This window comes from Flintibacter sp. P01028, assembly GCF_041925235.1.
GTDB classification, from domain to species: Bacteria; Bacillota; Clostridia; order Oscillospirales; family Oscillospiraceae; genus Lawsonibacter; species Lawsonibacter aceti.
In genome coordinates this window covers 431,795-453,646 of record NZ_JBHEVC010000001.1, presented here as the reverse complement: position 1 = coordinate 453,646, position 21,852 = coordinate 431,795, and the positions used below count along the sequence as shown (strand labels likewise).

Below are 21,852 nucleotides of genomic sequence, written 5' to 3'. Positions count from 1 at the left end.
CTGGCCCCTATCAAGGAGGAATTTGCGTGACAAAATTTTATCATTTCAATTTCAATGTTCTGGACTTGGACAGGAGCCTGGCCTTTTACAAACAGGCGCTGAATCTGACCCCGGTGCGGGAGAAGGAGGGAGCTGACGGCTCCTTCAAGCTGGTCTACCTGGGGGACGAGGCCGGCAGCGATTTCACCCTGGAGCTGACCTGGCTCCGGGACCGGACCACACCCTATGATCTGGGGGAGTGCGAATTCCACCTGGCCTTCCGCGCAGACGACTATGACGCCATGTATGAAAAGCACAAGGCGATGGGCTGCATCTGTTTTGAGAATCCCGCCATGGGCATCTATTTCATCTCCGACCCGGACGGGTATTGGATCGAGATCGTGCCGGAGGCAAAGTGATGGCGAAGGGAGATCGCAATCTGGGCTGGCCCGGTTTTTTCCGGGCCTTCACTGTGCTGTGCGCCATCATGCTCCTGCTGGCTCAGGAGGGGCAGGGAGGTGTGGCCGTGGGCTCCGGTCCGTGGCAGGTCTTATCCGTCTATGAGGGACTCACATCTTGGACGGTCCCAGCCCTGTTCATGCTTTGGGGGATGTTCGCTCTGGAGGAGGGGAAGCCCCGTCTCGCCTCGTCGATGCTGGGACTGGCCCTTCCGGCCTTCTGCCTGCTGGTATTCTGGGGGGCCCTGTATGCGGTGGCTGCCCACCTGCTGGGGGGCGGTGCGCTGTCCTGGTCGGGAGTATGGGCCGCTCTGGTATCCGCCGCTAAGGGGAATACCTACCACCACCTTTGGGTGCTCTACCCCCTCATTGGCCTCTACCTGGTTCACCCGGTGATCCACCGGTTTACCTCGTCCGCCAGCAGGGGAGAGGTCCGGTACTTCCTAATTCTGTGCTTCCTCTTTGCCTCCCTGCTCCCTCTGTGGTCGGCCTACCATCCGAATAGCTTGCTCGCGGCCCAGCTGGAGCGCCTACGGGTCCATCTGGTGCTGGGGTGGGTGGGCTGCTATGTGGCGGGCTGGTATCTGCGCCATTATACCATCGGGCGAGTGCCGGAGTTTATCCTCTATCTCCTGGGTATTTTGGGCATGGTGTTCACCCTGATGGGGAATACCCTTTTCGGGGGAGGAAGGGAGCTGTGGTATCTCTATACTTCGCCCAATGTGGTCCTCACCGCCTTGTCCCTCTGTGTCCTGTTTCGCTATGTGCTGGGCATCAGCGAGGAGCGATCCCGCCGCCGCTCGGTGTATGAGCTTGGTTCCTACGCCTTTGGCATCTATCTGTTCCATCAGCTCTGGGTGCTGGTGTTCCGTTGGTTCGGGTTTTCTGTTCTGGACTTGTCTCCGGTGATCTCGGTGCCCTTCTTTGCGTTGGTGTTCTTCCTGCTGTCCATCCCATTCGCTTGGCTGGTCAGTCTCATCCCCGGCGTGGGAACGAAATTGACGTAGCATTGGCTTTGGGATACCGAAGGCGACCTCAAACTGCGGCCCAACAAAGTGGACGCGGTTTGGAGAGAAGGAACAGCGGAATGAGTGAGCGCTGGCCGATGGGCAAAGCGAGGGATGTGGGGCTTGCGAGGACGGTGCAACTGGCAGTTGCGTATTTTCCAAGCCAACTTGGTGTACATATCCCCTCCGACTGGAGTAAACTGAGACCATCTCATAGGAAAGGTTTGATGTCATATGACGTTGGGGGAGCGCATCTGTGCCCAGCGCACCGCCCACCACCTGTCCCAGACCGACCTGGCCGACGCCTTGGGGGTTTCAAGACAGAGTGTGTCCAAGTGGGAAACAGATGCCAGTGTGCCTGATCTGGATAAGCTGGTCAAGATGTGCGAGCTGTTCGAAACCTCCCTGGACCAACTGGTCCGGGGTGCGGAACCGACGGCAGACCTATCCCAGCCCACCGTCGTCATTCAGCGGGAAAACAGTCGCCGAGATGTGCGGACCATAATCGGGCTGATTTTAATCGTATTTGGACTGCTCTGTTTTATGCTGGTTTTTTTCCTCAAGGGATGGGGGCTAGACGACGCGTTGGTATACAGTGTGCCCTTCTGGGTGTGGGGCTGGCTGACACTCCGGTGTAAAAAGCACCCTGTTCTGGCCTGCTTCTGGGGGACATGGGGGATGTACACCGGCCTGTTGGCCTTTTTTCTGGTGGCGTTTGGGTTGTCAAATCCAGCGGTCAATCTTTTTATCCCCCCAAACCTGCTCATGTTGTCCCTGCTGTCTGCCGCTACCGCGTGGATTAGAAAACAGGAACTAGATAAGAGAAAAGAATAAGCAAAAACGAGGCCCGGAACCGTCGGTTCCGGGCCTCGTTTTTGCTTTCTTGAGATAGCCGCTCTGGGTAATGCTGCTTATACTGTTTTCCTTTTAGACCAAATACCAATGACTTACTGCTGATCGGGGTGATACTCCTTACAGGTACACTTCTTCCATTTCAACCCAGATCCGCAGGGGCAGGGGTCGTTGCGGCCGATCTTGATGACCTTTTTCACCGGGCGCTTCTGGACGGTGCCGTCGTCGGCCCCGCTCTCGCTGGTGACTTTGGCCACCCGCTCCCGCTTGACTTCTTCGTTCTTGCGCAGGCGGACCAGGAACAGGCGGCGGAGCGTTTCCTCCTGGATAGCGGCCACCATGGCCTCGAACATTTCGTAGCCTTCCTTCTTATAGGCCACCACGGGATCAGTCTGGGCGTAGGACCGCAGTCCGATGCCCTGGCGCAGTTCGGTCATGGCGTCGATGTGGTCCATCCAGTACTCGTCCACCACCCGGAGCATAATGACCCGCTCCAACTCCCGCATAATAGGGGAGCCAAATTCCTGCTCCTTTTGGGCGTAAAACTCACGGGCGGTGTTGGATACCAACTCTACCAGCCCCTGGGCGTCATACTGTTCCAGATCCTGGTCAGACAGCTGGGGTAGAGGGAACATGGTGCGGAAGGGGGCAGTGGCCTCGTGGAAGTCCTGGGCAGTCATGTGGCGCTGTTCTCCCATATGGCCTTGGATAGCCCCTTCTACCATAGAGTGGAGCATGTTCTGAATGGAATTCTGTAGGTCCTCACCGTCCAGGACCTGGCGGCGCTGTTTGTAGATGACCTCACGCTGGGTGTTCATCACGTCGTCATATTGCAGAACGTTTTTACGAGTCTGAAAATTCCGGGATTCCACCTGCTTTTGAGCGTTTTCGATGGCGCCGGACAGCATTTTGGCGTCGATGGGGGTATCCTCGTCCACGCCCAGCTTCTCCATCATGTTCATCACCCGCTCAGAGCCGAACAGGCGCATGATGTCATCCTCCAGGGACAGGAAGAAGCGGGTCTCGCCGGGGTCACCCTGACGACCAGCGCGGCCACGAAGCTGGTTGTCAATGCGCCGGGACTCGTGGCGCTCGGTACCGAGGATGAACAGGCCGCCCGCCTGACGGACCTTGTCCGCCTCATCCCGGATCTCCTCTTTGTACTTGGCCTCCGCCTGGGAGAACTGCTTGCGGGCGTCCAAAATATCCTGATTGTCTGTCTCAGCAAAGCCGGTGGCTTCAGCGATGAGCTCATCGGTCATGCCAGCCCTACGCAGATCAGCCTTAGCCAAAAACTCGGCATTGCCGCCCAGCATGATGTCAGTGCCGCGGCCAGCCATATTGGTAGCTACGGTGACAGCGCCAAATTTGCCAGCCTGGGCGACGATCTCCGCTTCCTTCTCATGGTTCTTGGCGTTGAGCACATTGTGTTTAATGCCCTTACGCTTGAGGATCTCAGACAGCTCTTCCGATTTCTCGATAGAGATAGTGCCTACCAGCACTGGCTGGCCCTTGGCGTGGCAGGCCTCGATTTGAGCCACGATGGCTCTCAGCTTGCCCGCCTCGTTTTTATATACCACATCGGGGTCGTCAATACGGGCCAGAGGCTTGTTGGTGGGGATCTCCACGATGTCCAGCTCGTAGATCGTGCCGAACTCCTCCTGCTCAGTCATGGCGGTGCCCGTCATGCCGGACAGCTTATCATACAGTCGAAAATAATTTTGGAAGGTGATAGTAGCCAGAGTCTTGGACTCGTTGGCCACCTCCACGTGCTCCTTGGCCTCGATGGCCTGGTGGAGCCCCTCATTGTAGCGGCGCCCAAACATCAGACGGCCGGTGAACTCGTCCACAATGATGACCTGGCCATCCTTGACCACATAGTCGATGTCCTTCTTCATCACGCCCCGGGCCTTGATAGCCTGGTTGATGTGGTGGGACAGGGTGGTGTTCTCCGGATCAGCCAGGTTTTCAATGTTGAAGAAGGCCTCCGCCTTTTTGATGCCGGGAGCGGTGAGGGTGGCGGTCCGGGCCTTTTCATCCACGATATAGTCCGCGTCGATATCCGCGTCCTCTTCCTCTTTTTCATCCACCTTCGCGATGCGCTGGCATTTTAGCCGGGAGACAAACTGGTCCACCACAGTGTAGAGCTGGGTGGACTTCTCTCCCTGGCCGGAGATGATTAGGGGGGTGCGGGCCTCATCGATGAGGATGGAGTCCACCTCGTCCACGATAGCAAAGGCGTGGCCCCGCTGGACCAGCTCCTGGGAATAGATGGCCATGTTGTCCCGCAGGTAGTCAAAGCCGAACTCGTTGTTGGTGCCATAGGTGATGTCAGCCCGGTAAGCGGCCTTTTTTTCCTCACCCATGACCCCGTGGATGACCAGGCCGACGGTAAGGCCCATGAAACGGAAGACCTTGCCCATCCATTCGGAGTCACGCTTGGCCAGATAGTCATTGACCGTAACCACATGGACGCCCTTTCCGGCCAGGGCGTTCAAATAGGCGGGCAGGGTGGCCACCAAGGTCTTGCCTTCACCGGTTTTCATCTCAGCGATACGGCCCTGGTGCAGGACGATGCCGCCTACTACCTGGACCCGGTAGGGACGCATCCCAAGAACACGCCAAGCAGCCTCACGGCAGGCAGCAAAAGCCTCAGGCAGAATATCGTCCAGGGTTTCCCCGTTGGCCAGCCGCTGCTTCAACTCCGGGGTCTTGGCCTGGAGCTGGGCGTCGGTGAGGGCTTTGTACTCGTCCTCCAGGGCGTCAACCTTGTCAGCGATGGGATAGATCGACTTCAATTCCCGCTGGGAGGAAGTGCCGAATAGTTTGGTAAACAGGCTCATATGGATAAACACCTCTCGGTTCTGTGTATGATATGCTCTGAGAATTGATTTACAATCTTAATTAGTATATCACACTCCGCACGGATAAAAAAGAGCAAATTGTAAACTTTGGCAGTGATTCTGGACAAAAACGAAGATAGTGCGGATCTGCTTTTTGTGCGTGAGGCCTGGGTGCCTTGAAAGCGGAAGAAGGAGAAAAGAAATTTTGGGGCTTTACAACGGGAAAAATTTTGATATAATAAGAAAGCCACATAAGTGATGTATCATAAAGCTTGGCAGGCTATAGTTCCAGAAGGAGCCTGCTATCAATTGTACAGATAGTGAAGACCAGATTTGAGTATGGGCCTGTAGCGCAGTTGGGAGCGCACTACATTCGCATTGTAGGGGTCGTCGGTTCGAATCCGATCAGGTCCACCATTTTTAAGAAAAATCACCGCCAAATCGGCGGTGATTTTTCGTTTGAACACAATTTTACCACAGACAGGGAAGAATCTGCCCCCTTGCACCCAGCGCTCTCCAGGATGATCTGGAGCCTCTTTCGCGCATAGCCCGGATCGATGGGCTGCTCCGGCTTGCTCCGGGATGGGAACATCAGGTCAGAGAAGATCCCCTTCTTGTACTTCAGTAGTAATTCCACGTTTTCAAGAAGATGGCCGGAGGATAAAAATTCCGATATATAAGTTGTCACATAGCGTCTATTTCTGCCATAATTATCGAGAGGAGAGATTTTTGTGGCGAAAAGAGTCAGACGCTATATTTCTGAACTCCTGCAAGCATATCAGGAAATCACAGGAAAAACTTATACTGAAATAGCATTAGATTTTGACATATCACTGTCCAATCTTTATCTGTATCGCACGGAACAAGGTAATCCAACCGCAGATACCATTGATAAAATTGTAGACGGGATAGAGAAAGACTGCCCGGAAGTGATTAAAAAAGTTCCGTACCCACCAGAGGAAGACATTGCAGAGGAGGAAGGTCATGGAGATCTATGAACTGCTATACCGTCTTGGTGTCACCGCCAACTATACAGGCTTCTTCTATACTGCCTATGCAGTACAGTTGTGCGCGGAACATCCGGACCGTCTGATGCTGGTAACAAAATGGGTATATCCGGATGTAGCAAAGAGGTATCGGACAAATTGGAAAGCTGTAGAAAGAAACATCCGCACAGCAGGCAACGTCATATGGGAGGAAGGCCGGTCCCATCTGGAACAATTAGCAGGCAGAATATTGGAACACAAGCCTTGCAATGCGCAGTTACTGGCGATCTTATCCTACAGTGTGCTCTTACCACGCGCCACTCGTCTGACGGCTCGTAGACTGGATGAAGCGGTAGCTCTCTCCAGAGAAGATCATGATATGGGAGTAGTGGATGAGTCGGCCAATGAGCGAGACGATGAGCCGGTTGTCCCCAAAGACTGTGTTCCACTGGATGAACTCAAGGTGAAGTGATGAGGAGGCTCATCCTCTCGCAGCAGTCAGAGACCACCTGGGAAAGCAGCCCGGCGGCATCCCTGCGCGGAGGGACAAAGCCCGATCTCGCCAATGGCATACAGACCAGTTTTTCTTAACGTGCTGAGGAACGCATGGAGCGTTCCTTTACTGTTTCTCTCCAAAAAGGTTCGCCAGAGAATCGGCAGTGAAGAAATAGATCTTCCGGCCTGTTACAAATTATGAAAGCGATGGCGGTGGCGAAGTGAGTTTTCCCAATCCATACAACCTGTTCCGGAATAACGGGACTGCGGCGCAACTGGACAAGGTTCCCACGGAGATCGCACCGGATTTCCAGGGCAGAGTTTTCTCTGATAATGGAATGGATATCGACAACCGCTGCGAACAGCCGTTGCAGTTGTCCCGGGCCATCTTTGAATAGTGCGGAACGGGCAGGCAGAGAGTGGCCGGAAACGGAGGGGGGCATCCGGCAATCGGCTGTCCCCCTGTGCCGTCATATATCTTAACATTCCAGATTAAGGTTTGATTGTCCATTTCATATGTCCTTTTTGGAAAAAAGGACGAAAAGCGGATTCTGCCAGAGGAAAGCCTTGTGTTCTTTTTCATAATCTAAAAACCCTCTGCCCATTTGAAAATGGGCAGAGGGTTTTTAGATATTGTATTGAGAGGTACAAGAGAAAAATGGAAGTTTAAGAAGCGCGCGAATCACTGAATCGCAATCCGGTTGTGCTGGGGGAGCTCCTTTGTTTCCTTCTTGGGCAGCGTCAGCTTCAGGATACCGTCTTCATACTTAGCGGACACCTCCTCAGGCTCCACATCACCAACGTAGAAGCTGCGGCTGCATGCGCCGGTATAACGCTCCTGACGAATATAAGTGCCTTTTTTGTCCTTTTCCTCCTTGTCAAGTCCCTTTGCGGCACGGATGGACAGATAGCCGTCTCGAAGTTCCACAGTCATTTCCTCTTTCTGGAAGCCAGGCAGATCGATGTCCAACTCATAGGAATTCTCTGTTTCCCGTACGTCGGTCTTCATCAGATTCTTAACGTGCTTGCCATACAGAGGGTCGTGACCAGTCCACATCGGAGCGGTGGGAAATCCATCCCCCCAAAAGTCATCAAACAGACGCTCGGCCAAATACTTGTTGTTAGACATAATTCATTCCTCCATTCAAATAACGAATACTTTGCTCGGCCCTTGGAGAGAGCTGGAGGAACTTTTTGGGAGGGGATCATGTGCCCCCTCTCTCAAGGTTCAAGCCCATTATAATCCCAACTTTAGCACTGTCAAGAGGTGAGTGCTAAAATTCATAAAAGAAATACAATTCGTTCATATAATATTCGAGAATGGAGGGACCGGAGGGGGATGGACAGATCTGCTTCCGCATATGGCCGGAGAAAAATATTTAAATTGGGAATTGCTGGGCAAGGGCCTAGGGCAGACTCGGAAAAAGTTGGAAGACAGTGGCTGGCGACTTTTGCGAAAACACCCCCTTTTTTGATATGGCTCGCTCTGCATAGACAGCAGGCGGTACCCAGCATGCGCCACAGCATTCCAAAGGGTATCATCATTCAGGGGCTCCTCGACGATGACATCTGTCAGGCCTTTCCGATGGTTTTTGATGGGGCAGGCCTTACAGTTGGCCTCATTAATATGGGCCTCATACATAGAGCGGGCCATACTTCGATTCCCAGTATGATTTTTACCATAAAATCCTCTCCTATTTGTTTGTATTTCAAAAAATGCGTAAGAGATTTAGCAACAAATTAGAAAGAACTAACTTCTGCTCAAAACAGAAACGCTCTATGAGCGGAGAAGGATGCATGGCTAATATGGTCATTTTTCAGCGTGTCGTCAACAGTTCTGTGGAGAAGTAGATTTTTCAGAAAAGGGGATTGACAGATCAGATGTACTATGTTATTCTTTGCGAGTAGTTAGTATATACTAACCTCGAAACAGACGGGCCTTATTTTTTAAACGAAGGTTAGTTATATCTAACTGTGGAGAACAAACCATTGTCTGAATGCCTCAAGTAAAGGAGCGAGCATAAGTATGAACAAATTAGCAATCGTCTATTGGAGCGGCACCGGGAACACAGAGGTCATGGCCAACTGTATTGCGGAAGGGGCAAAAGAGGCCGGAGCTGAGGTGACGCTGATGGGGCCGGCCGATTTTTCCACCGCCCGTCTCTCTGAGTTCAACGTAGTGGCCTTTGGCTGTCCCGCTATGGGGGCTGAGGTGTTGGAGGAGATGGAATTTGATCCCATGTTCTCTGGGATAGAAAGCTTCCTGAACGGTAAGAGAATTGCCCTGTTTGGATCTTATGGTTGGGGTGATGGACAGTGGATGCGGGATTGGTGCAAGCGGTGTGACGAGCATGGCGCCAATCTCTACGACGAAAATGGATTGATTGCCAACGAGACTCCTGATGCAAGTGCCCAGGAGAAGTGCCGGGAGCTGGGCAGAAAGCTGGCTGCCTGGTAGGACTGGACCCCGCTGTTCTGCTTATTTAGATCCCTCCCCGCTTTCCCTTACAGATTCCTCCGAGCGGATATCTGACCCGTTCGGGGGAAAACTACTATCGAGTTGCCTGTGAAAGGAGACGCCCCATGGATCGGACATTTGAAGAAATGCTAGTTAGACAGTGCGCCCCTACTCTGGCGGGCCTGAAGCCGGGCAGCCTGTTCTGTATTACGGCGGAGGACTTAGAGAACGTGCGGAAGAAGGTGCGGTTTTGGGACCAGCGCCTGGAGGTCCTCGGCCTGTCTGTCCGTATACTGCTGGAGCGGAGAGAGGCCGGCTCCGCCTTGGTGTATGTGTACCGCGGCAGCCAGCTAGAGCAGTCCCTAGGAGCGACGGATCGCCGCGGTTTTCTGGTGGGGATGGGGTACAGGGGGAGCGGGACAGAGCAAATGTTGGACCAGCTGGCGGAGCGCCTGTCGGCCCAATCGGATTTTCCCCATGAGATTGGTGTATTTCTAGGTTATCCCCTCAGGGATGTGGTAGGCTTCATCGAAAACCGGGGACAAAATTTTACTTGCTGTGGATTCTGGAAATCATACAGCGATCCCAATACAATCCAACGGTGTTTCGCCTGCTACCGACAGTGTGTGAACATCTATGTCAGGATGTATGAGCGAGGGATTCCAATTGAAAAAATGGTAATCGCCGCGTAAAAAGAGCGCCCCTGCGAGGTATTAACCTTGTGGGGGCGCGGTTTTCAATTTCTATAATTCACATCCTGGCGCTCCCCCAGAGGGAACTGTCGAATGGCCCCGGTGCCGCGAGGTAGTCGGACGGCGGAGATGCGTCGGTTTTGCGCGGGGGAAAAATAGTAGATGCCGCTTTCGGCGCACATGACTGAGATACAGAGGGTCTGTTGATACTCCTCGGCATCCGGGGACGTCCTGGACAGTCCCTCTGGAATGTTCACCGGGGAAAAGGCGCGGAACATCCGGGATACTCCGTCCAATTCGTCTATTCCTTCTACGGCAAACTCCTTCATAAACGCCATACGGACAAATCGGGAGGGGGAGGTATAGTCCCCAGGCAGGCCAAAACCACCTCCTAGCCGCTCTCCGAAGGCGCGAATCTCATGCCCTGCGATGGAATGAGGCGGTTTTGGTAGGTTGGTGGTCCCCACATAGGTCCGCAGATTGGTCCTGTGCCAGAGATAGTCAGGGCTGTTGGTCAATACTCCAATAGTATGGCGGTGGAGCTTCAGCCCGCCGGCGTCGGGCTCCAGGACAGCAGCCTCACCGCTTCGATCACTGAAGATATAGTGGGCCGGCAGAGGGCTGCCCAGAGAGAGATCGTCTACCAGTGCGACGGTGGGTAAGAGAGCGGCGACTTCCTCCACCCCAGAACAGAGGCCAAAGAGATATGCCAGCAGACGGCCTGGATGTACCGCCATCTGGTCCGGCCTGGGCTTTGGTGGGTAAATGGCGTACTCCGGGTAGTGGAGCAGCGCGCCCATTAGTCCGGCCTCATTGACGCCGTCTACAAGGATGGGTTCCCCATATCCCAGCACCGCCATGCCCGTATAGCCATAGTGTGCCGTGACCTCCCGCCCGGCTGGCTGAAGCCCAGGCAGACAGGGTGACCCTTTGGGGACACAGATAACCCGGTTGGCCCTCAGATTCCCAAGCTGGTCATATGTCCGGCCTAAAAGGTGGCGGCCATCTTTTGTTTTCCAGGAAAAGCTGCTGCATCCAAAGTTCATATCCCATTCTCCCAGAGCGGTTGAAATTCTGCGACAGGTGATAGTATGCCGGTTTCTCCCTGAAAAATTCCTGTTTATCGTAGGTGTGGGAGAGGGTGCCCCGCATCTGCGTTACCAGGTAGATTTGACATAAAAAGAGTAGGATGCAGTACCTCCATATCCGCTCTCTGGCGCCCAGGCGGCATGGACCTCGTAGATATAGCCGCCTGGCTGCAGCTCGATCTCATTCCCGCGGAGGACCACGGGCTGGCCGACGGCGTCCGGGCTGCCCAGATCCGCCTCGCTCCAGCAGCGCACGTTTAAGATTTCGTCCGGAGCTTCCGCAAAGCGCAGAACAGCGGTCTGCTCTCCAGTGTCCAGGGGAGACAGCAGCTCCCCGCAGTCCAGAGGATGGGGACTGTCTGAGAGGATGTTCTCAAAGCTATCCCCGTCGGCTTTCCTCTGCCATTGATAGCTGCCCAGCAGAGCGCCGAGGGATGCGTCGCCGCTGACGACGGCCAGTGCGGGTGGGTCTTCTAAAATCACGGGAGCAGCTGGGTCGTTTAGCAGCTTATTTGCATAGCGGTTGAGGGCCTCGCATGGCTCGTGTTTGGTCCGGTACCCCACGCCGTCGATCACAAGGAAGGGACTGAAGGCCATGACGCTGGTCTGGCTGCCATCAGCCATGGTGAGAGAGAAGGTGACGGCCTGTCCACAGTAATCCTGGTAGGAATCGTCCCTCTGGTAAATTACGGTATCCTTCAGATATTCCACCAGCTGGCCGGGTTCGGGAATAAGAAGCGTTTTGTCCGGCGGGGAGAGACGGACGGTGACGGAGGCGAGATCCGCCGAGTCTAGGTGAGCAAAGGGTCTGTTTACGGCGGATGACATCCATAGGAACAGGCCGCAGCCTGCCAGTGCGGCGCAGGCGGCGAAAAGAAAATAGCGATGTTTTTTCATAGGGAGCTCCTCCTTGCGGTTTCGTTTCTATCCATCAAGACGGAAATGGTCCGAAGAAGTTGCGCTCCCGAAAAAAATATAGGCTGAAAATAGGACGAAAAAATTCTCCTGATTGTTTCTGCTGGGAGAGGGGAGGATTGTTAACTCAGAAAGCCTAGAGCAAAGGAACCACACGCAACGGCGGCCAAGAAGCTTCTTGGCCGCCGCCTTTTCCTGTGTGGATATGGAGAAAGAAACGTAGACTGCTGTCCGCTAAAACAGGGAGAGCTGCTCCGCGGGGGGAGCGGGACGGGCGGTCAGCCTTTCCCGCCGGACCGTTGTCGGAAGGTTTGCCAGGAAGAGGGAGGGCTCTCCGGCGGTGGTAAGGATCAGCTCCTCCTTGGCGCGGGTCATGCCCACATAGAACAGCCGGCGCTCCTCCTCCAAATCGGCTGGCCTGCCCTTGGTCTCCAGCGGCAGGGAGCCGGCCTTGAGACCAGCCAGCAGGACGGCCGGAAACTCCAGCCCCTTGGAGGCGTGGAGTGTCATAAGCCGGACAGCTCCGGACTGCCAGCCTTTGCCGGATGCCCGGCACAGGTCCCCCTCCTGGCCCAGGATCAGGGCGTTCCACAGGCTGTCCAGGGTAGGGTGGAACACAGCCGCCCCTTTCAGCCGTACCAGCTCCGGGGAGGAGCCCCGCTGCTCGATCCAGTGCTCCACCAGCCGCCAAGGCTTTTCTTTTTGAACCTGCGGGAGCCAGGAGAGGGCCTGATCCAGCCATGCCTCCAGGTGGCCGTAACCACGGAAGGCATCCCGCAGGACCGGCTCTTCCAGAGAGGACAGAGGCCGGCACACCGCCAGGGCCTTCTGGACCAGGTCAGTGGGGCACTGGAACACCAGGCGAAGGGCGGACTCTAGCGCAGGCCCGTCCCAGGGAACCTGGACAGAGCGGAAAAAGGCCAGGGTTCCCCGGACAAGGTCGGAGTCCCAGAAATCCTCCCGCCCGCTGACGACGCAGGGGATGTCGTCATGGCGGAGACAGCTCTCAATCAGCTCCAGCTGCCGGTGGGTGCGGCAGAGGACGGCGATATCGGAGAAGGCGCGGGCCTCCTGTGACGCGCCTAGGCGCTGGGCCTCCAGCATATCCACCCCTCCGGTCATCCGTCCAATCTCCTTGGCGATCAACACCCCCTCGGCAAAGTCGTCCGGGGCGGTGATAAGCCGCACAGGAGGACCGGGCGGGCAGTTGGGGGAGAGCGTTTTGGAGTCGCCCTTCCCGGCTTGGATCACAGGGAGGGCGGCCTGGAGCACCTGGGGCGTGGAGCGGTAATTCTCCACCAGGCAAATCTGGCGTAAGTGGGGCAGATCTTCTGCCAGCCGCTGAAAACAGCGGCCACTGGCCCCCCGGAATCCGTAGATGGACTGGTCGGGGTCTCCGATGACAAACAGGCTCCGGCTGCCCTGGGACCACTGCCGGGCAAGGGCGTACTGGGTATCGTTGATGTCCTGAAACTCATCGATCAGAAGATAGCGGAAGTTTTTACGCCCGGCGGTGTCCACCTTCAGTCCCTCCGCCAGCAGGTCGTCAAAATCCAGAACGCCCAGCGCCGCCAAATAGGAGCAGTAGGCCTGGTAGGCCTCTTCATCCAACCCGGCCTCCCCCAGAGAAAACCCATTTTTGACCTGTGACACCCCTTGGAGCAGCTCCTTGGGGGAACCTTTCCGGCCCAGAGACTGGAGAACCTGACTGGCCGCTGTCAGCCCCTCTCCCCGGCTGATTAGGCGGACCTGGCCCAGCAGCTTCAGGCAGATGGCGTGGAAAGTTCCGATGGTCATGGGGGAAACAGCCCGCTTGCCGCCCAGACGCCGCTCCAACCGCTGGCGCATCTCGGCGGCGGCCTGGTTTGTGAAGGTGACAGCGGTGATTTCCTGGGGGCGGACCCCCAGCTCCTCCACCAGATAGGCGACACGGGCGACCAATGTTTTGGTCTTTCCTGTACCTGGCCCCGCCACCACGGCCACCACGGGCTCTGGGGCGGTGACAGCAGCCAGCTGCTCTGGGTTCAATTCCTCCCCGCGAGGAGGGACGTCAGCCGCTTTGATGGTGGCAGCGGGGGAGGGGAGGACCTGGGATTTGTGGGAGAAGTCTCCCTTTTCCTCAGGGGCAAAAAGAGAAAACTGACCGCTGAATCGCTGGATCTCACCGGGAGTCAGAAGGGAGATGACACCATACTCCCCGTCAAAGCCCGGACGGCGGTCTACCTCGCCCAGCCGCAGGCGGCGGATGCCCTCGGCCACACAGGGGCCGGCCAGCTGGCTGATGTCTGGAATAGGGGCTTGGCGCAGGATATAGAACTCTGGGCCCAGGCCGTGGAGCAGGCTCTCGTACCGCTCCATGGTCCCCTTTGCCGTGGGGGAGGAGCCAGTGGAGGCGGCGATAACCTCTGGTAGAGGAGCCAGACTCTCGAAGGGCTTGGCCCTCTGTGGCTGAAAGCCAGCGGGCCGGTCGGCCAGGGCCTCCACCCGGTGCTCCACGCCGATGGTCAGCTTTCTGCCGCAGACTGGGCACAGGCCGCCTCTGGCCAGCGTTTCCGCCGGAGTGAGGCAGACGCCGCAGTTCCGGTGGCCGTCCAGGTGGTACTTGCCCTCCTCGGGGAAGAACTCCACAGTGCCCAGAAAGTCCTGGCCTGTTCGAATGGAGTGGATCAGGCCGGAGTAAGAGATGTCTCCATCCAGCAGGTTGGCCTCCCGTCCCAGCTTGGCAGGGGAGTGGGCGTCGGAGTTGGAAACCAGGGTGAGGCCGTCCAGGTCGGACACCCGCCAGTTCATAGGCGGATCGGAGGACAGGCCGGTCTCCACGGCATGGATGTGGGAGCGAAGAGGACCAAAGCACTCCTCCACGGAATCAAAGCCGGAGAAGGCCCCAAACATGGCAAAGTGAGGGGTCCAGATATGAGCTGGAATGAACTCCGCCTCCGGGCAGGTGTCCAGGGCCAGCTCCAGCAGATCCCGGCTGTCCAGCCCGAGGATGGGCCGGCCGTCGGAGCGGATGTTCCCGATGGCCTCCAGCTTGGTGGACAGCAGGTCCGCCGCCTCCAGAGAGGGGAGAAGGATAAGGTTATGGACCTTCCGGGTCTTTCCATCCCGCTTATAGATGGAGCTGATCTCACCAGTGACGACGAATCGGGGCGGGGGGGAGGATAGACCATCCGGCAGGGCGAAGGACTCCCGTAGGGTGTAAGTCCCATCCCCCAGGGGGAGCAGCTGCTCCTTCAGTTCGGCCCGCCAGGCCGGATGAGTGAAATCCCCGGTGCCCAGCAGTTGGATGCCCTTCCGCCGGGCCCACCAGTCCAGGTGAGGGGCGTCGCAGTCCCTGCTGGTGGCGCGGGAAAACCGGGAGTGGATATGAAGGTCGGCAATGTACAAAATATATCCCCTCTTTCAACAGGATTCGACTTCTATTATAACTTTTTTTCAGGGAAGCGCAACACAGGCGGAGAAAGATTCCGATGCCGATATGGATTGCCGGTTAAAACCAATTGAGCGGATTTAAGATTGCGAAAAAGAAGGCGCGAAATGTATGTTTGAAGTTTCCTTGTCGGCAAAAGAAAAATAAGACGCAATGACCCTGCCACCTGCCAGTCCTGGCAGAGAAAAGAGGAAGGGGAGAGGTTTCCCTCTCCCCTGAAATCCTTCCACAAGAGCTCTTACTGCTCCTTGTCCAGCACCTCGGTGAAGGCGCTCTCTGGCATGACGCCCACCTTCCGGTCAATCTCCTTGCCATCCTTGAAGAAGATGACAGTGGGGATGGACATGACGCCATATCGGATAGCCAGCTCCTGCTCATCATCCACATTTACCTTGCCGACTACGGCCTTTCCCTCGTACCGGTCAGCCAGGTCCTCGATGACAGGACCCAGCATACGGCAGGGGCCGCACCAGTCAGCCCAGAAGTCCACCATCATCAGCTTGCCTTGGTCCAAGGCCTTATCGAAGCTCTCTTTGTTGAAATGAGTCATTTGTATACTTCCTTTCCTGTATTTTTTAATATTAGTTTTTTGTCCCCTATCATCAGCGGGGGGATATCGACCACTTTATTTTATCTGGTCTAGATATTCACAGGCAGATAGTGCGGCCACGTGGCCCTCTCCGACCGCTTTGGCCACCTGAAGGGGCCCGCCAGTACAGTCGCCGGCAGCGAACACACCCTCTACATTGGTGGCCATCCGGCGGTCCACCCTGATGTAGCCCTCCTCCGTCTCCAGGGCGGGGAGCAGATCGGTGGGGGCCACCGCCTGGCGCAGGATAAAAATGCCGGCGCAGGGAATAGAGGCTCCGTCCGCCTCCAGGGCGGTGACGGCCTGCTCCCCCTTGACCGCCAGCCGACCGGCCCGGACAAAGGGAATCTCCTGATCCAGTCCCTGGGGCTCTCTGGCGGCGACATAGGTGACCTGGCACCCTAGGCTTTTCAGATAGTTGGCCTCATGTGGGGCGTCCGGGGAACGCCCCACCACCACGACGGGCTTGTTCCGGTAGAGCATTCCGTCACAGGTCGCACAGTAGCTCACACCCCGGCCCAGATACTCCTCCTCGCCGGGATATTTGGCCTGGCGGATGACCCCAGGGGCCAGGATCAGGGCCCGGCTGTCGTACACCTGGCTGCCCACCGTGACCATAAACCCCTTCCAAGCCATGAGGGAGATGGCTTTTCCGGTCAGAAACTCGGTCCCCAGCTGCTCGGCGTGGCGCTGGAATTCCTCCAGCATCTCATGCCCAGTCCGACCGGGCAGGCCCAGGTAGTTGTCTACCTGCTCCGCCCGGGCCAGGGGGCTGTCCTGCCACCGATTGCCAATGACCAGCACGCGCTTGCCCCGGCCCCTGGCCCCAACAGCGGCAGCCAGCCCCGCCGGGCCGCTGCCCAATACGATGATATCATAGGTCATGGAGCCACCTTCTTTCTATATATTCTATATTATATCCATTTTTTCGTTCTTGCAAATAGAAAAAACTATCCCTTTCTTCCGTGCTTGACCGTGCAGATCATCTGTGTCATGGTACCCATCGGACAGTAGACGCACCAGGTTCGGGGGCGGAACAGGAACATGGTGACCAGGCCCAGCACTGTGGAGGTAAACATAACGCTGTAAAAACCAAAGGCAAACTGCGCGATCCAAGGAGTGACCTGAACCGGATAGGCCCAGTGCCAGGGCAGCTTGAAGGTCCACAGCAGTGTAACCGCCTGCCTTAGCTCCCCGACTCCGGCAAACACCAGCCAGGTGACGTAGAGCATATTGAGAAACATGGCCATGAAGAAGGTTAGAAAACCATATCGAAACCATTTGGACTTGAGCCAATGGGGGATCGGGAGTCCGCGGGACAGCTTCCATTTTCCTCCCAGCAGGGCAAACAGCTGCCCCCGGCCGCAGTAGCGGTTGCAGTACCCCTTGTCCTTGCCCGCTGCCGCCATGATCAGTGGGATCGCGAAACACAGTAGACCCAGCCAGGCAAACAAGATATTAAAAAATCCCAGGATCAGATAGAGCAGGGACGCCACCCAGAGATAATCATACCAACGCTTTTGCCGATTCATCCGGCTGCCACCTCCCTAATCTGAATAATGTCTGCCGGACAGGCTCTGGCGCAGAGACCACAGCCTACGCATTGTTGCAGGGAAACCTCCGCGTACAGCCCCTTGCGCACGGCAATCGCCTCCTTGGGACATACCTTGACACAGGTGCCGCAGGCTACGCACAGCCGCCGGTCTACTACCGCTTTTCTCCCAGTCATTTCCGTGGCCCCCTTTCTGCTATGATTCTATCTGCCACCCCCGGTTTCTTCCGTAACCTTGTCACACAGGGACAAATTTTTCCAAAAGTTTTTTAACTTCCCCCCGGAAGGACAGAATATCCGTAGGAAACCCTTGCAATCCATATCAAGAATGGTGTAGAATGAACCAGTTAATGCTATGTCGGTCTGCCAGACCTTCATACCTGGAAAAGAAACAGGAGGGACACATATGTCGGAAGAGATCAAGATTGCCGCCGGCGGCACGGATGGGGAATCTGGCGAGAGCCAGAACTTTATCCACCAGTTCATCCAGGAGGATATCTCCGAAGGAGGGCGGTTCGCCGGGATGCAGGTCCACACCCGTTTCCCTCCCGAACCCAACGGTTATCTTCACATCGGCCACTGCAAGGCGCTGATCATCGACTTTGGCTCCGCTGAAAAATTCGGCGGCATCTGCAATCTGCGCATGGACGACACCAACCCCGCCAAGGAGGACACGGAGTTCGTGGACGCCATCCAGGAGGACATCCACTGGCTGGGCTTCGACTGGGGAGACCGGTTCTTTTACGGCAGCGACTACTTTGAGAAGACCTATGAGCTGGCCATCGGCCTGATCAAAAAAGGATTAGCCTACGTGTGTGAACTCACCCCGGAGCAGTTTAAGGAGTACCGGGGCGATGTGAACACCCCAGCCCGCTCCCCCTGGCGGGACCGCCCCGTTGAGGAGTCCCTGGATTTGTTTCAGCGGATGCGGGCCGGCGAGTTCCCTGAAGGCAAGTACACCCTCCGGGCCAAGATCGACCTGGCCAGCGGAAACTTTAATATGCGGGACCCGGTGCTCTATCGCATTCGGTATATTGAGCACCACCGCCAGGGCACCAAGTGGTGTATCTTCCCTATGTACGACTTTGCCCACCCCATCCAGGATGCCCTGGAGGGCATCACCCACTCCCTGTGTTCCCTGGAGTATGAGGACCACCGCCCCCTGTACGACTGGGTCATCAACAACACCGACGTGCCCAGCCGCCCCCGGCAGATCGAGTTCGCCCGCCTGGGCATCAACTATACTGTCATGAGCAAGCGGAAGCTGCGCAAGCTGGTGGAGGAGGGCTATGTGTCCGGCTGGGATGACCCCCGGATGCCCACCCTGTGTGGCCTGCGCCGCCGGGGCTACACCCCCGCCGCCATTCGGAACTTCTGCGACCGCATCGGTGTGGCCAAGAACACCTCCACCGTGGAGTACGGCTTTTTGGAGCACTGTCTGCGGGAGGACCTGAACGACCACGCCCAGCGGGCCATGGCCGTGCTGCGCCCCATTAAGCTGACCATCACCAACTACCCTGAGGGCCAGTCTGAGACCTTCCAGGTGGAGAACAACCCCAACGATCCCGCCGCCGGCACCCGCTCTGTCACCTTCTCCCGCCACCTGTATGTGGAGGAGGAGGACTTTATGGAACAGCCCATCCCCAAGTATAAGCGGCTGTATCCCGAGGGCCCGGAGTGCCGCCTGAAGGGAGCCTATCTGATTACCTGCACCGGCTGTGTCAAGGACGAGAGCGGTCGGGTGGTAGAGATCCTAGCCACCTATGACCCGGACAGCTCCGGCGGGAATCCCGCTGACGGCCGGAAGGTGAAGGGGGCTACCATCCACTGGGTGGACGCCTCCACCGCCGTGGACGCTCAGGTCCGGCTGTACGATAACCTCTTTGCTGACGAGAATCCAGACGGCGGGGACAAGGACTTCCTGGACTGCCTGAACCCCGGCTCTCTGGAGGTGCTGGAGGGCTGCAAGCTGGAGGCCTCTCTGGCCGCCGCCCAGCCTGCCGACCGGTTCCAGTTCCTCCGCCTGGGCTATTTCTGCGCCGACTCCAAGGACTCCAAGCCCGGAGCGTTGGTATTCAACCGGGCTGTCAGCCTAAAGGACGGTTTCAAGCCTGGAAAATGATTTCTCTCCGCCCCGGACCCTCTGGGTCCGGGGTTTTTCTCTGCCTTTTCTCTGTTATACCTTGCTCTTTCCGCCATAGTGTGCTTTAATTAAAGTACCATAAAAAGGAGGAAAACTTTTATGATTTCACTTCAAGATGTCCAGGCGGCCCAGAGCCGCATCGCTCCGTATATTACCCGCACACCACTGCTCCGAGTGCCCGCCCTGGACGAGGCGCTGGGCTGCGAGGTGTATCTGAAATTTGAAGGCTTCCAAGTGATGGGTGCCTTTAAGCTCCGGGGCGCCATGAACAAGGCCCTGTCTCTGACTCAGGAGGAACTGGACCGGGGTATCGTGTGCGCCTCCTCTGGCAATCACGCCCAGGGGGTGGCCTGTGCCGCACACCGTCTAGGAGCCCGGGCGGTCATCGTTATGCCTACCAATGCCAACCCGGTCAAGCTGGCCGGTGTCAAGGCTTTCGGCGGCCAGGTGGAGCTGGTGGGCACTCTGGGCTCCCAGAGGGAGGGAAGAGCTGCCCAGCTGGTGGAGCAGGAGGGCATGGTGAACGTCCATCCCTATGCCGACCCCTATGTGGCCGCCGGACAGGGCACCATTGGACTGGAGATCATCGAGGACCAGCCCGCTTTGGACGCTGTGGCGGTCCCCATTGGCGGCGGCGGACTTATTTCCGGCGTTGCTACCGCCGTCAAGGGCCTGGCTCCCCAGGTCAAGACCATTGGTGTAGAGCCCGCTGGGGCGGACCGATATGCCCGCAGCCGGGCTGCCGGACAGCCTGTCACCCTGGATAAAGTGGACACCATCGCCGACGGTACCCGCACGGACCACGCGACCCTGTTCAACTTTGAGATGATCCAGGATAAGGTGGATGAGCTCTGCACGGCGGACGACGACCATATCCGTCAGGCGATGGTGCTGCTGATGACAAAGGCCAAGCTGATGGTGGAGCCCTCCGGCGCCCTCCCTGTGGCCGCCGCTCTGGCTGGCCGGCTGCCTGTGGAGAAGGGCCAGAAGGTGGCCTTTGTTCTGTCGGGCGGCAACGTGGACCCGGCTCTGGCCGCACAGCTTCTGGCCGACGTACAGGCATAAAAGCGATTTTTCCGGCATAAGTATAGCTTCCCCTGCGGCTGTGCCGTAAGTATCGGAAAGGACGTGTTCCCTATGAAAAAATTTTTGGGCAGTCTTCCCGCACGGCTCATCATCGGCGTGATCGTCGGTATCGCTCTGGGCCTGTTCTCCGCCAATCTGTATATCGGAGAGACCGATGTGGGCAGCATGATTATGCAGGTGGTCCTCACAGTCAAGAGCCTGCTGGGCTCTCTGATCAATTTCTGTGTTCCCCTCATCATCATTGGCTTTATCGCCCCCTCCATCACACGGCTTCGGTCCAACGCCTCTAAGATGCTGGGCCTGGCCCTAATCCTGGCCTATGCGTCCTCTGTGTGCGCCGCGCTGATGTCCATGGGGGCCGGCTACGCTATTATCCCCAGCCTGTCCATCCAGTCCGCGGCCGAGGGGCTGCGGGAGCTCCCTGAACTGCTCTTCGACCTGGAGATCGCCCCCATTATGACTGTCATGTCCGCTCTGATCTTCTCGGTGCTGGTAGGGCTGGCTGCCACCTGGACACACGCCCGTACCACTACCCAGGTCCTGGAGGAGTTTCAGCAGATTGTACTTTCCATCGTGACCAAGGTGGTCATCCCCATCCTGCCCTTCTTCATTGCCGCCACCTTCTGTGGCCTGGCCTTTGAGGGCTCCATTACCAAACAGCTGCCTGTATTCCTCATTGTTATCCTCATCGTCATAGTGGGTCACTTCATCTGGATGACCGTGTTGTACGGCCTGGCCGGTGCCTATTCCGGCTCCAATCCTATGGAGGTTGTGAAGCACTACGGCCCCGCCTACCTCACCGCTGTGGGTACTATGTCCTCCGCCGCCACCCTGGCTGTGGCTCTGCGCTGCGCCCAAAAGTCCTCCGTTTTGCGCCGTGATATGGTGGACTTTGGTATCCCTCTGTTCGCCAACATCCACCTGTGCGGATCGGTGCTGACCGAGGTATTCTTCGTGATGACGGTATCCCAGGTGCTCTATGGAAAGCTGCCTGAGCCCCTGACCATGGTTCTGTTCTGCCTTTTGCTGGGCATTTTCGCCGTGGGCGCTCCTGGTGTTCCTGGCGGTACGGTCATGGCTTCTCTGGGACTCATCATCAGTGTCCTGGGCTTTGACGATACTGGTACGGGCCTGATGATGACCATTTTCGCCCTCCAGGACAGCTTTGGCACCGCCTGTAATGTCACTGGCGATGGGGCCCTGACCCTCATGCTTACCGGCTACGCCAAGAAGCACAATATCCATGAGGCACCCCGGTCTGCCGGCCTGTAAGCCATTT

20 protein-coding genes, 1 tRNA gene and 1 pseudogene are annotated in these 21,852 nt (G+C 56.9%); 12 read left to right on the top strand and 10 right to left on the bottom strand.

The features are described 5' to 3' along the window. The first annotated feature begins 26 nt into the window (after nucleotides 1-26). From ACEVJK_RS02240 to ACEVJK_RS02230, 3 genes are all read left to right on the top strand, one after another. The gene (locus ACEVJK_RS02240) at nucleotides 27-398 is read left to right on the top strand and encodes a VOC family protein (RefSeq protein ID WP_147570798.1); all 372 of its coding nucleotides are present in this window, start codon (nucleotides 27-29) and stop codon (nucleotides 396-398) included. Then, nucleotides 398-1,444 (top strand): acyltransferase, encoded by a 1,047-nt coding sequence (locus ACEVJK_RS02235; protein WP_374739877.1) that lies wholly within the window; start codon nucleotides 398-400, stop codon nucleotides 1,442-1,444. Before ACEVJK_RS02240 ends, ACEVJK_RS02235 begins: the two co-directional genes overlap by 1 nt. Before the next feature lie 234 nt (nucleotides 1,445-1,678). Next, entirely contained in the window at nucleotides 1,679-2,278 is a 600-nt protein-coding gene (locus ACEVJK_RS02230) for a helix-turn-helix domain-containing protein (RefSeq protein ID WP_374739876.1), read from the top strand. Between the two features lie 113 nt (nucleotides 2,279-2,391). Here the strand turns inward: ACEVJK_RS02230 and secA are convergent, their stop codons facing one another. Beyond that, entirely contained in the window at nucleotides 2,392-5,139 is a 2,748-nt protein-coding gene (gene secA, locus ACEVJK_RS02225; protein ID WP_186852769.1) for a preprotein translocase subunit SecA, read from the bottom strand. Between the two features lie 341 nt (nucleotides 5,140-5,480). On the opposite strand from secA, the gene ACEVJK_RS02220 reads away from it, so the two are divergent. The 3 genes and pseudogenes from ACEVJK_RS02220 to ACEVJK_RS02210 form a co-directional block, all read left to right on the top strand. Beyond that, nucleotides 5,481-5,556, top strand: a tRNA-Ala gene (locus tag ACEVJK_RS02220). Between the two features lie 314 nt (nucleotides 5,557-5,870). Beyond that, complete coding sequence (locus ACEVJK_RS02215) at nucleotides 5,871-6,137, top strand: hypothetical protein (protein WP_240287021.1); 267 nt, start codon at nucleotides 5,871-5,873, stop codon at nucleotides 6,135-6,137. Continuing rightward, nucleotides 6,124-6,360: pseudogene (locus ACEVJK_RS02210) on the top strand (sporulation initiation factor Spo0A C-terminal domain-containing protein); the annotation flags it as partial. The gene ACEVJK_RS02215 and the pseudogene ACEVJK_RS02210, both read left to right, overlap by 14 nt. A gap of 72 nt (nucleotides 6,361-6,432) precedes the next feature. Here ACEVJK_RS02210 and ACEVJK_RS02205 read toward each other — a convergent pair. Further along, on the bottom strand, nucleotides 6,433-6,531 hold the full coding sequence (locus ACEVJK_RS02205; protein WP_366460989.1) for a hypothetical protein: 99 nt from the start codon (nucleotides 6,529-6,531) through the stop codon (nucleotides 6,433-6,435). Nucleotides 6,532-6,841: 310 nt separating this feature from the next. Between ACEVJK_RS02205 and ACEVJK_RS02200 the strand changes: the two genes are divergently transcribed. After that, nucleotides 6,842-7,018: a hypothetical protein gene (locus ACEVJK_RS02200; protein ID WP_240287025.1), complete on the top strand. Its 177-nt coding sequence runs from the start codon at nucleotides 6,842-6,844 to the stop codon at nucleotides 7,016-7,018. A 284-nt stretch (nucleotides 7,019-7,302) separates the two neighbouring features. Here ACEVJK_RS02200 and ACEVJK_RS02195 read toward each other — a convergent pair whose 3' ends face one another. Beyond that, the gene (locus ACEVJK_RS02195) at nucleotides 7,303-7,749 is read right to left on the bottom strand and encodes an Hsp20/alpha crystallin family protein (protein WP_147570761.1); all 447 of its coding nucleotides are present in this window, start codon (nucleotides 7,747-7,749) and stop codon (nucleotides 7,303-7,305) included. An 897-nt stretch (nucleotides 7,750-8,646) separates the two neighbouring features. Between ACEVJK_RS02195 and ACEVJK_RS02190 the strand changes: the two genes are divergently transcribed. After that, entirely contained in the window at nucleotides 8,647-9,078 is a 432-nt protein-coding gene (locus ACEVJK_RS02190; RefSeq protein WP_240287027.1) for a flavodoxin, read from the top strand. Between the two features lie 125 nt (nucleotides 9,079-9,203). Next, nucleotides 9,204-9,770: a DUF3793 family protein gene (locus tag ACEVJK_RS02185; RefSeq protein WP_147570759.1), complete on the top strand. Its 567-nt coding sequence runs from the start codon at nucleotides 9,204-9,206 to the stop codon at nucleotides 9,768-9,770. Between the two features lie 44 nt (nucleotides 9,771-9,814). Here the strand turns inward: ACEVJK_RS02185 and ACEVJK_RS02180 are convergent, their stop codons facing one another. The 7 genes from ACEVJK_RS02180 to ACEVJK_RS02150 all read right to left on the bottom strand — a co-directional run bounded on the left by ACEVJK_RS02180 (nucleotide 9,815) and on the right by ACEVJK_RS02150 (nucleotide 17,521). Beyond that, a complete protein-coding gene (locus tag ACEVJK_RS02180; protein ID WP_374739875.1) occupies nucleotides 9,815-10,816 on the bottom strand; it encodes a linear amide C-N hydrolase in 1,002 nt (333 codons plus the stop codon). Nucleotides 10,817-10,927: 111 nt separating this feature from the next. Beyond that, nucleotides 10,928-11,755, bottom strand: a complete 828-nt coding sequence (locus ACEVJK_RS02175) for a hypothetical protein (RefSeq protein WP_340405242.1) — start codon at nucleotides 11,753-11,755, stop codon at nucleotides 10,928-10,930. Nucleotides 11,756-12,007: 252 nt separating this feature from the next. Further along, the gene (locus tag ACEVJK_RS02170) at nucleotides 12,008-15,160 is read right to left on the bottom strand and encodes a UvrD-helicase domain-containing protein (RefSeq protein ID WP_374739874.1); all 3,153 of its coding nucleotides are present in this window, start codon (nucleotides 15,158-15,160) and stop codon (nucleotides 12,008-12,010) included. A gap of 281 nt (nucleotides 15,161-15,441) precedes the next feature. Then, nucleotides 15,442-15,753, bottom strand: a complete 312-nt coding sequence (gene trxA / locus ACEVJK_RS02165) for a thioredoxin (protein ID WP_262669271.1) — start codon at nucleotides 15,751-15,753, stop codon at nucleotides 15,442-15,444. A gap of 75 nt (nucleotides 15,754-15,828) precedes the next feature. After that, complete coding sequence (locus ACEVJK_RS02160) at nucleotides 15,829-16,677, bottom strand: NAD(P)/FAD-dependent oxidoreductase (RefSeq protein ID WP_374739873.1); 849 nt, start codon at nucleotides 16,675-16,677, stop codon at nucleotides 15,829-15,831. Between the two features lie 65 nt (nucleotides 16,678-16,742). Further along, nucleotides 16,743-17,324 (bottom strand): 4Fe-4S binding protein, encoded by a 582-nt coding sequence (locus tag ACEVJK_RS02155; protein WP_374739872.1) that lies wholly within the window; start codon nucleotides 17,322-17,324, stop codon nucleotides 16,743-16,745. Continuing rightward, nucleotides 17,321-17,521, bottom strand: coding sequence for a 4Fe-4S dicluster domain-containing protein (locus ACEVJK_RS02150; protein WP_147570753.1), 201 nt, complete (start codon nucleotides 17,519-17,521; stop codon nucleotides 17,321-17,323). The genes ACEVJK_RS02155 and ACEVJK_RS02150 overlap by 4 nt, the downstream gene beginning before the upstream one ends. 229 nt (nucleotides 17,522-17,750) lie before the next feature. Here ACEVJK_RS02150 and ACEVJK_RS02145 point away from each other — a divergent pair, with 229 nt between their 5' ends. The 3 genes from ACEVJK_RS02145 (at nucleotide 17,751) to ACEVJK_RS02135 (ending at nucleotide 21,845) form a co-directional block, all read left to right on the top strand. Further along, nucleotides 17,751-19,466, top strand: coding sequence for a glutamine--tRNA ligase/YqeY domain fusion protein (locus ACEVJK_RS02145; protein WP_186852762.1), 1,716 nt, complete (start codon nucleotides 17,751-17,753; stop codon nucleotides 19,464-19,466). Between the two features lie 120 nt (nucleotides 19,467-19,586). Continuing rightward, a complete protein-coding gene (locus ACEVJK_RS02140; RefSeq protein WP_262669267.1) occupies nucleotides 19,587-20,552 on the top strand; it encodes a threonine/serine dehydratase in 966 nt (321 codons plus the stop codon). A gap of 72 nt (nucleotides 20,553-20,624) precedes the next feature. After that, nucleotides 20,625-21,845: a dicarboxylate/amino acid:cation symporter gene (locus ACEVJK_RS02135; RefSeq protein WP_147570750.1), complete on the top strand. Its 1,221-nt coding sequence runs from the start codon at nucleotides 20,625-20,627 to the stop codon at nucleotides 21,843-21,845. Nucleotides 21,846-21,852 lie beyond the last annotated feature (7 nt).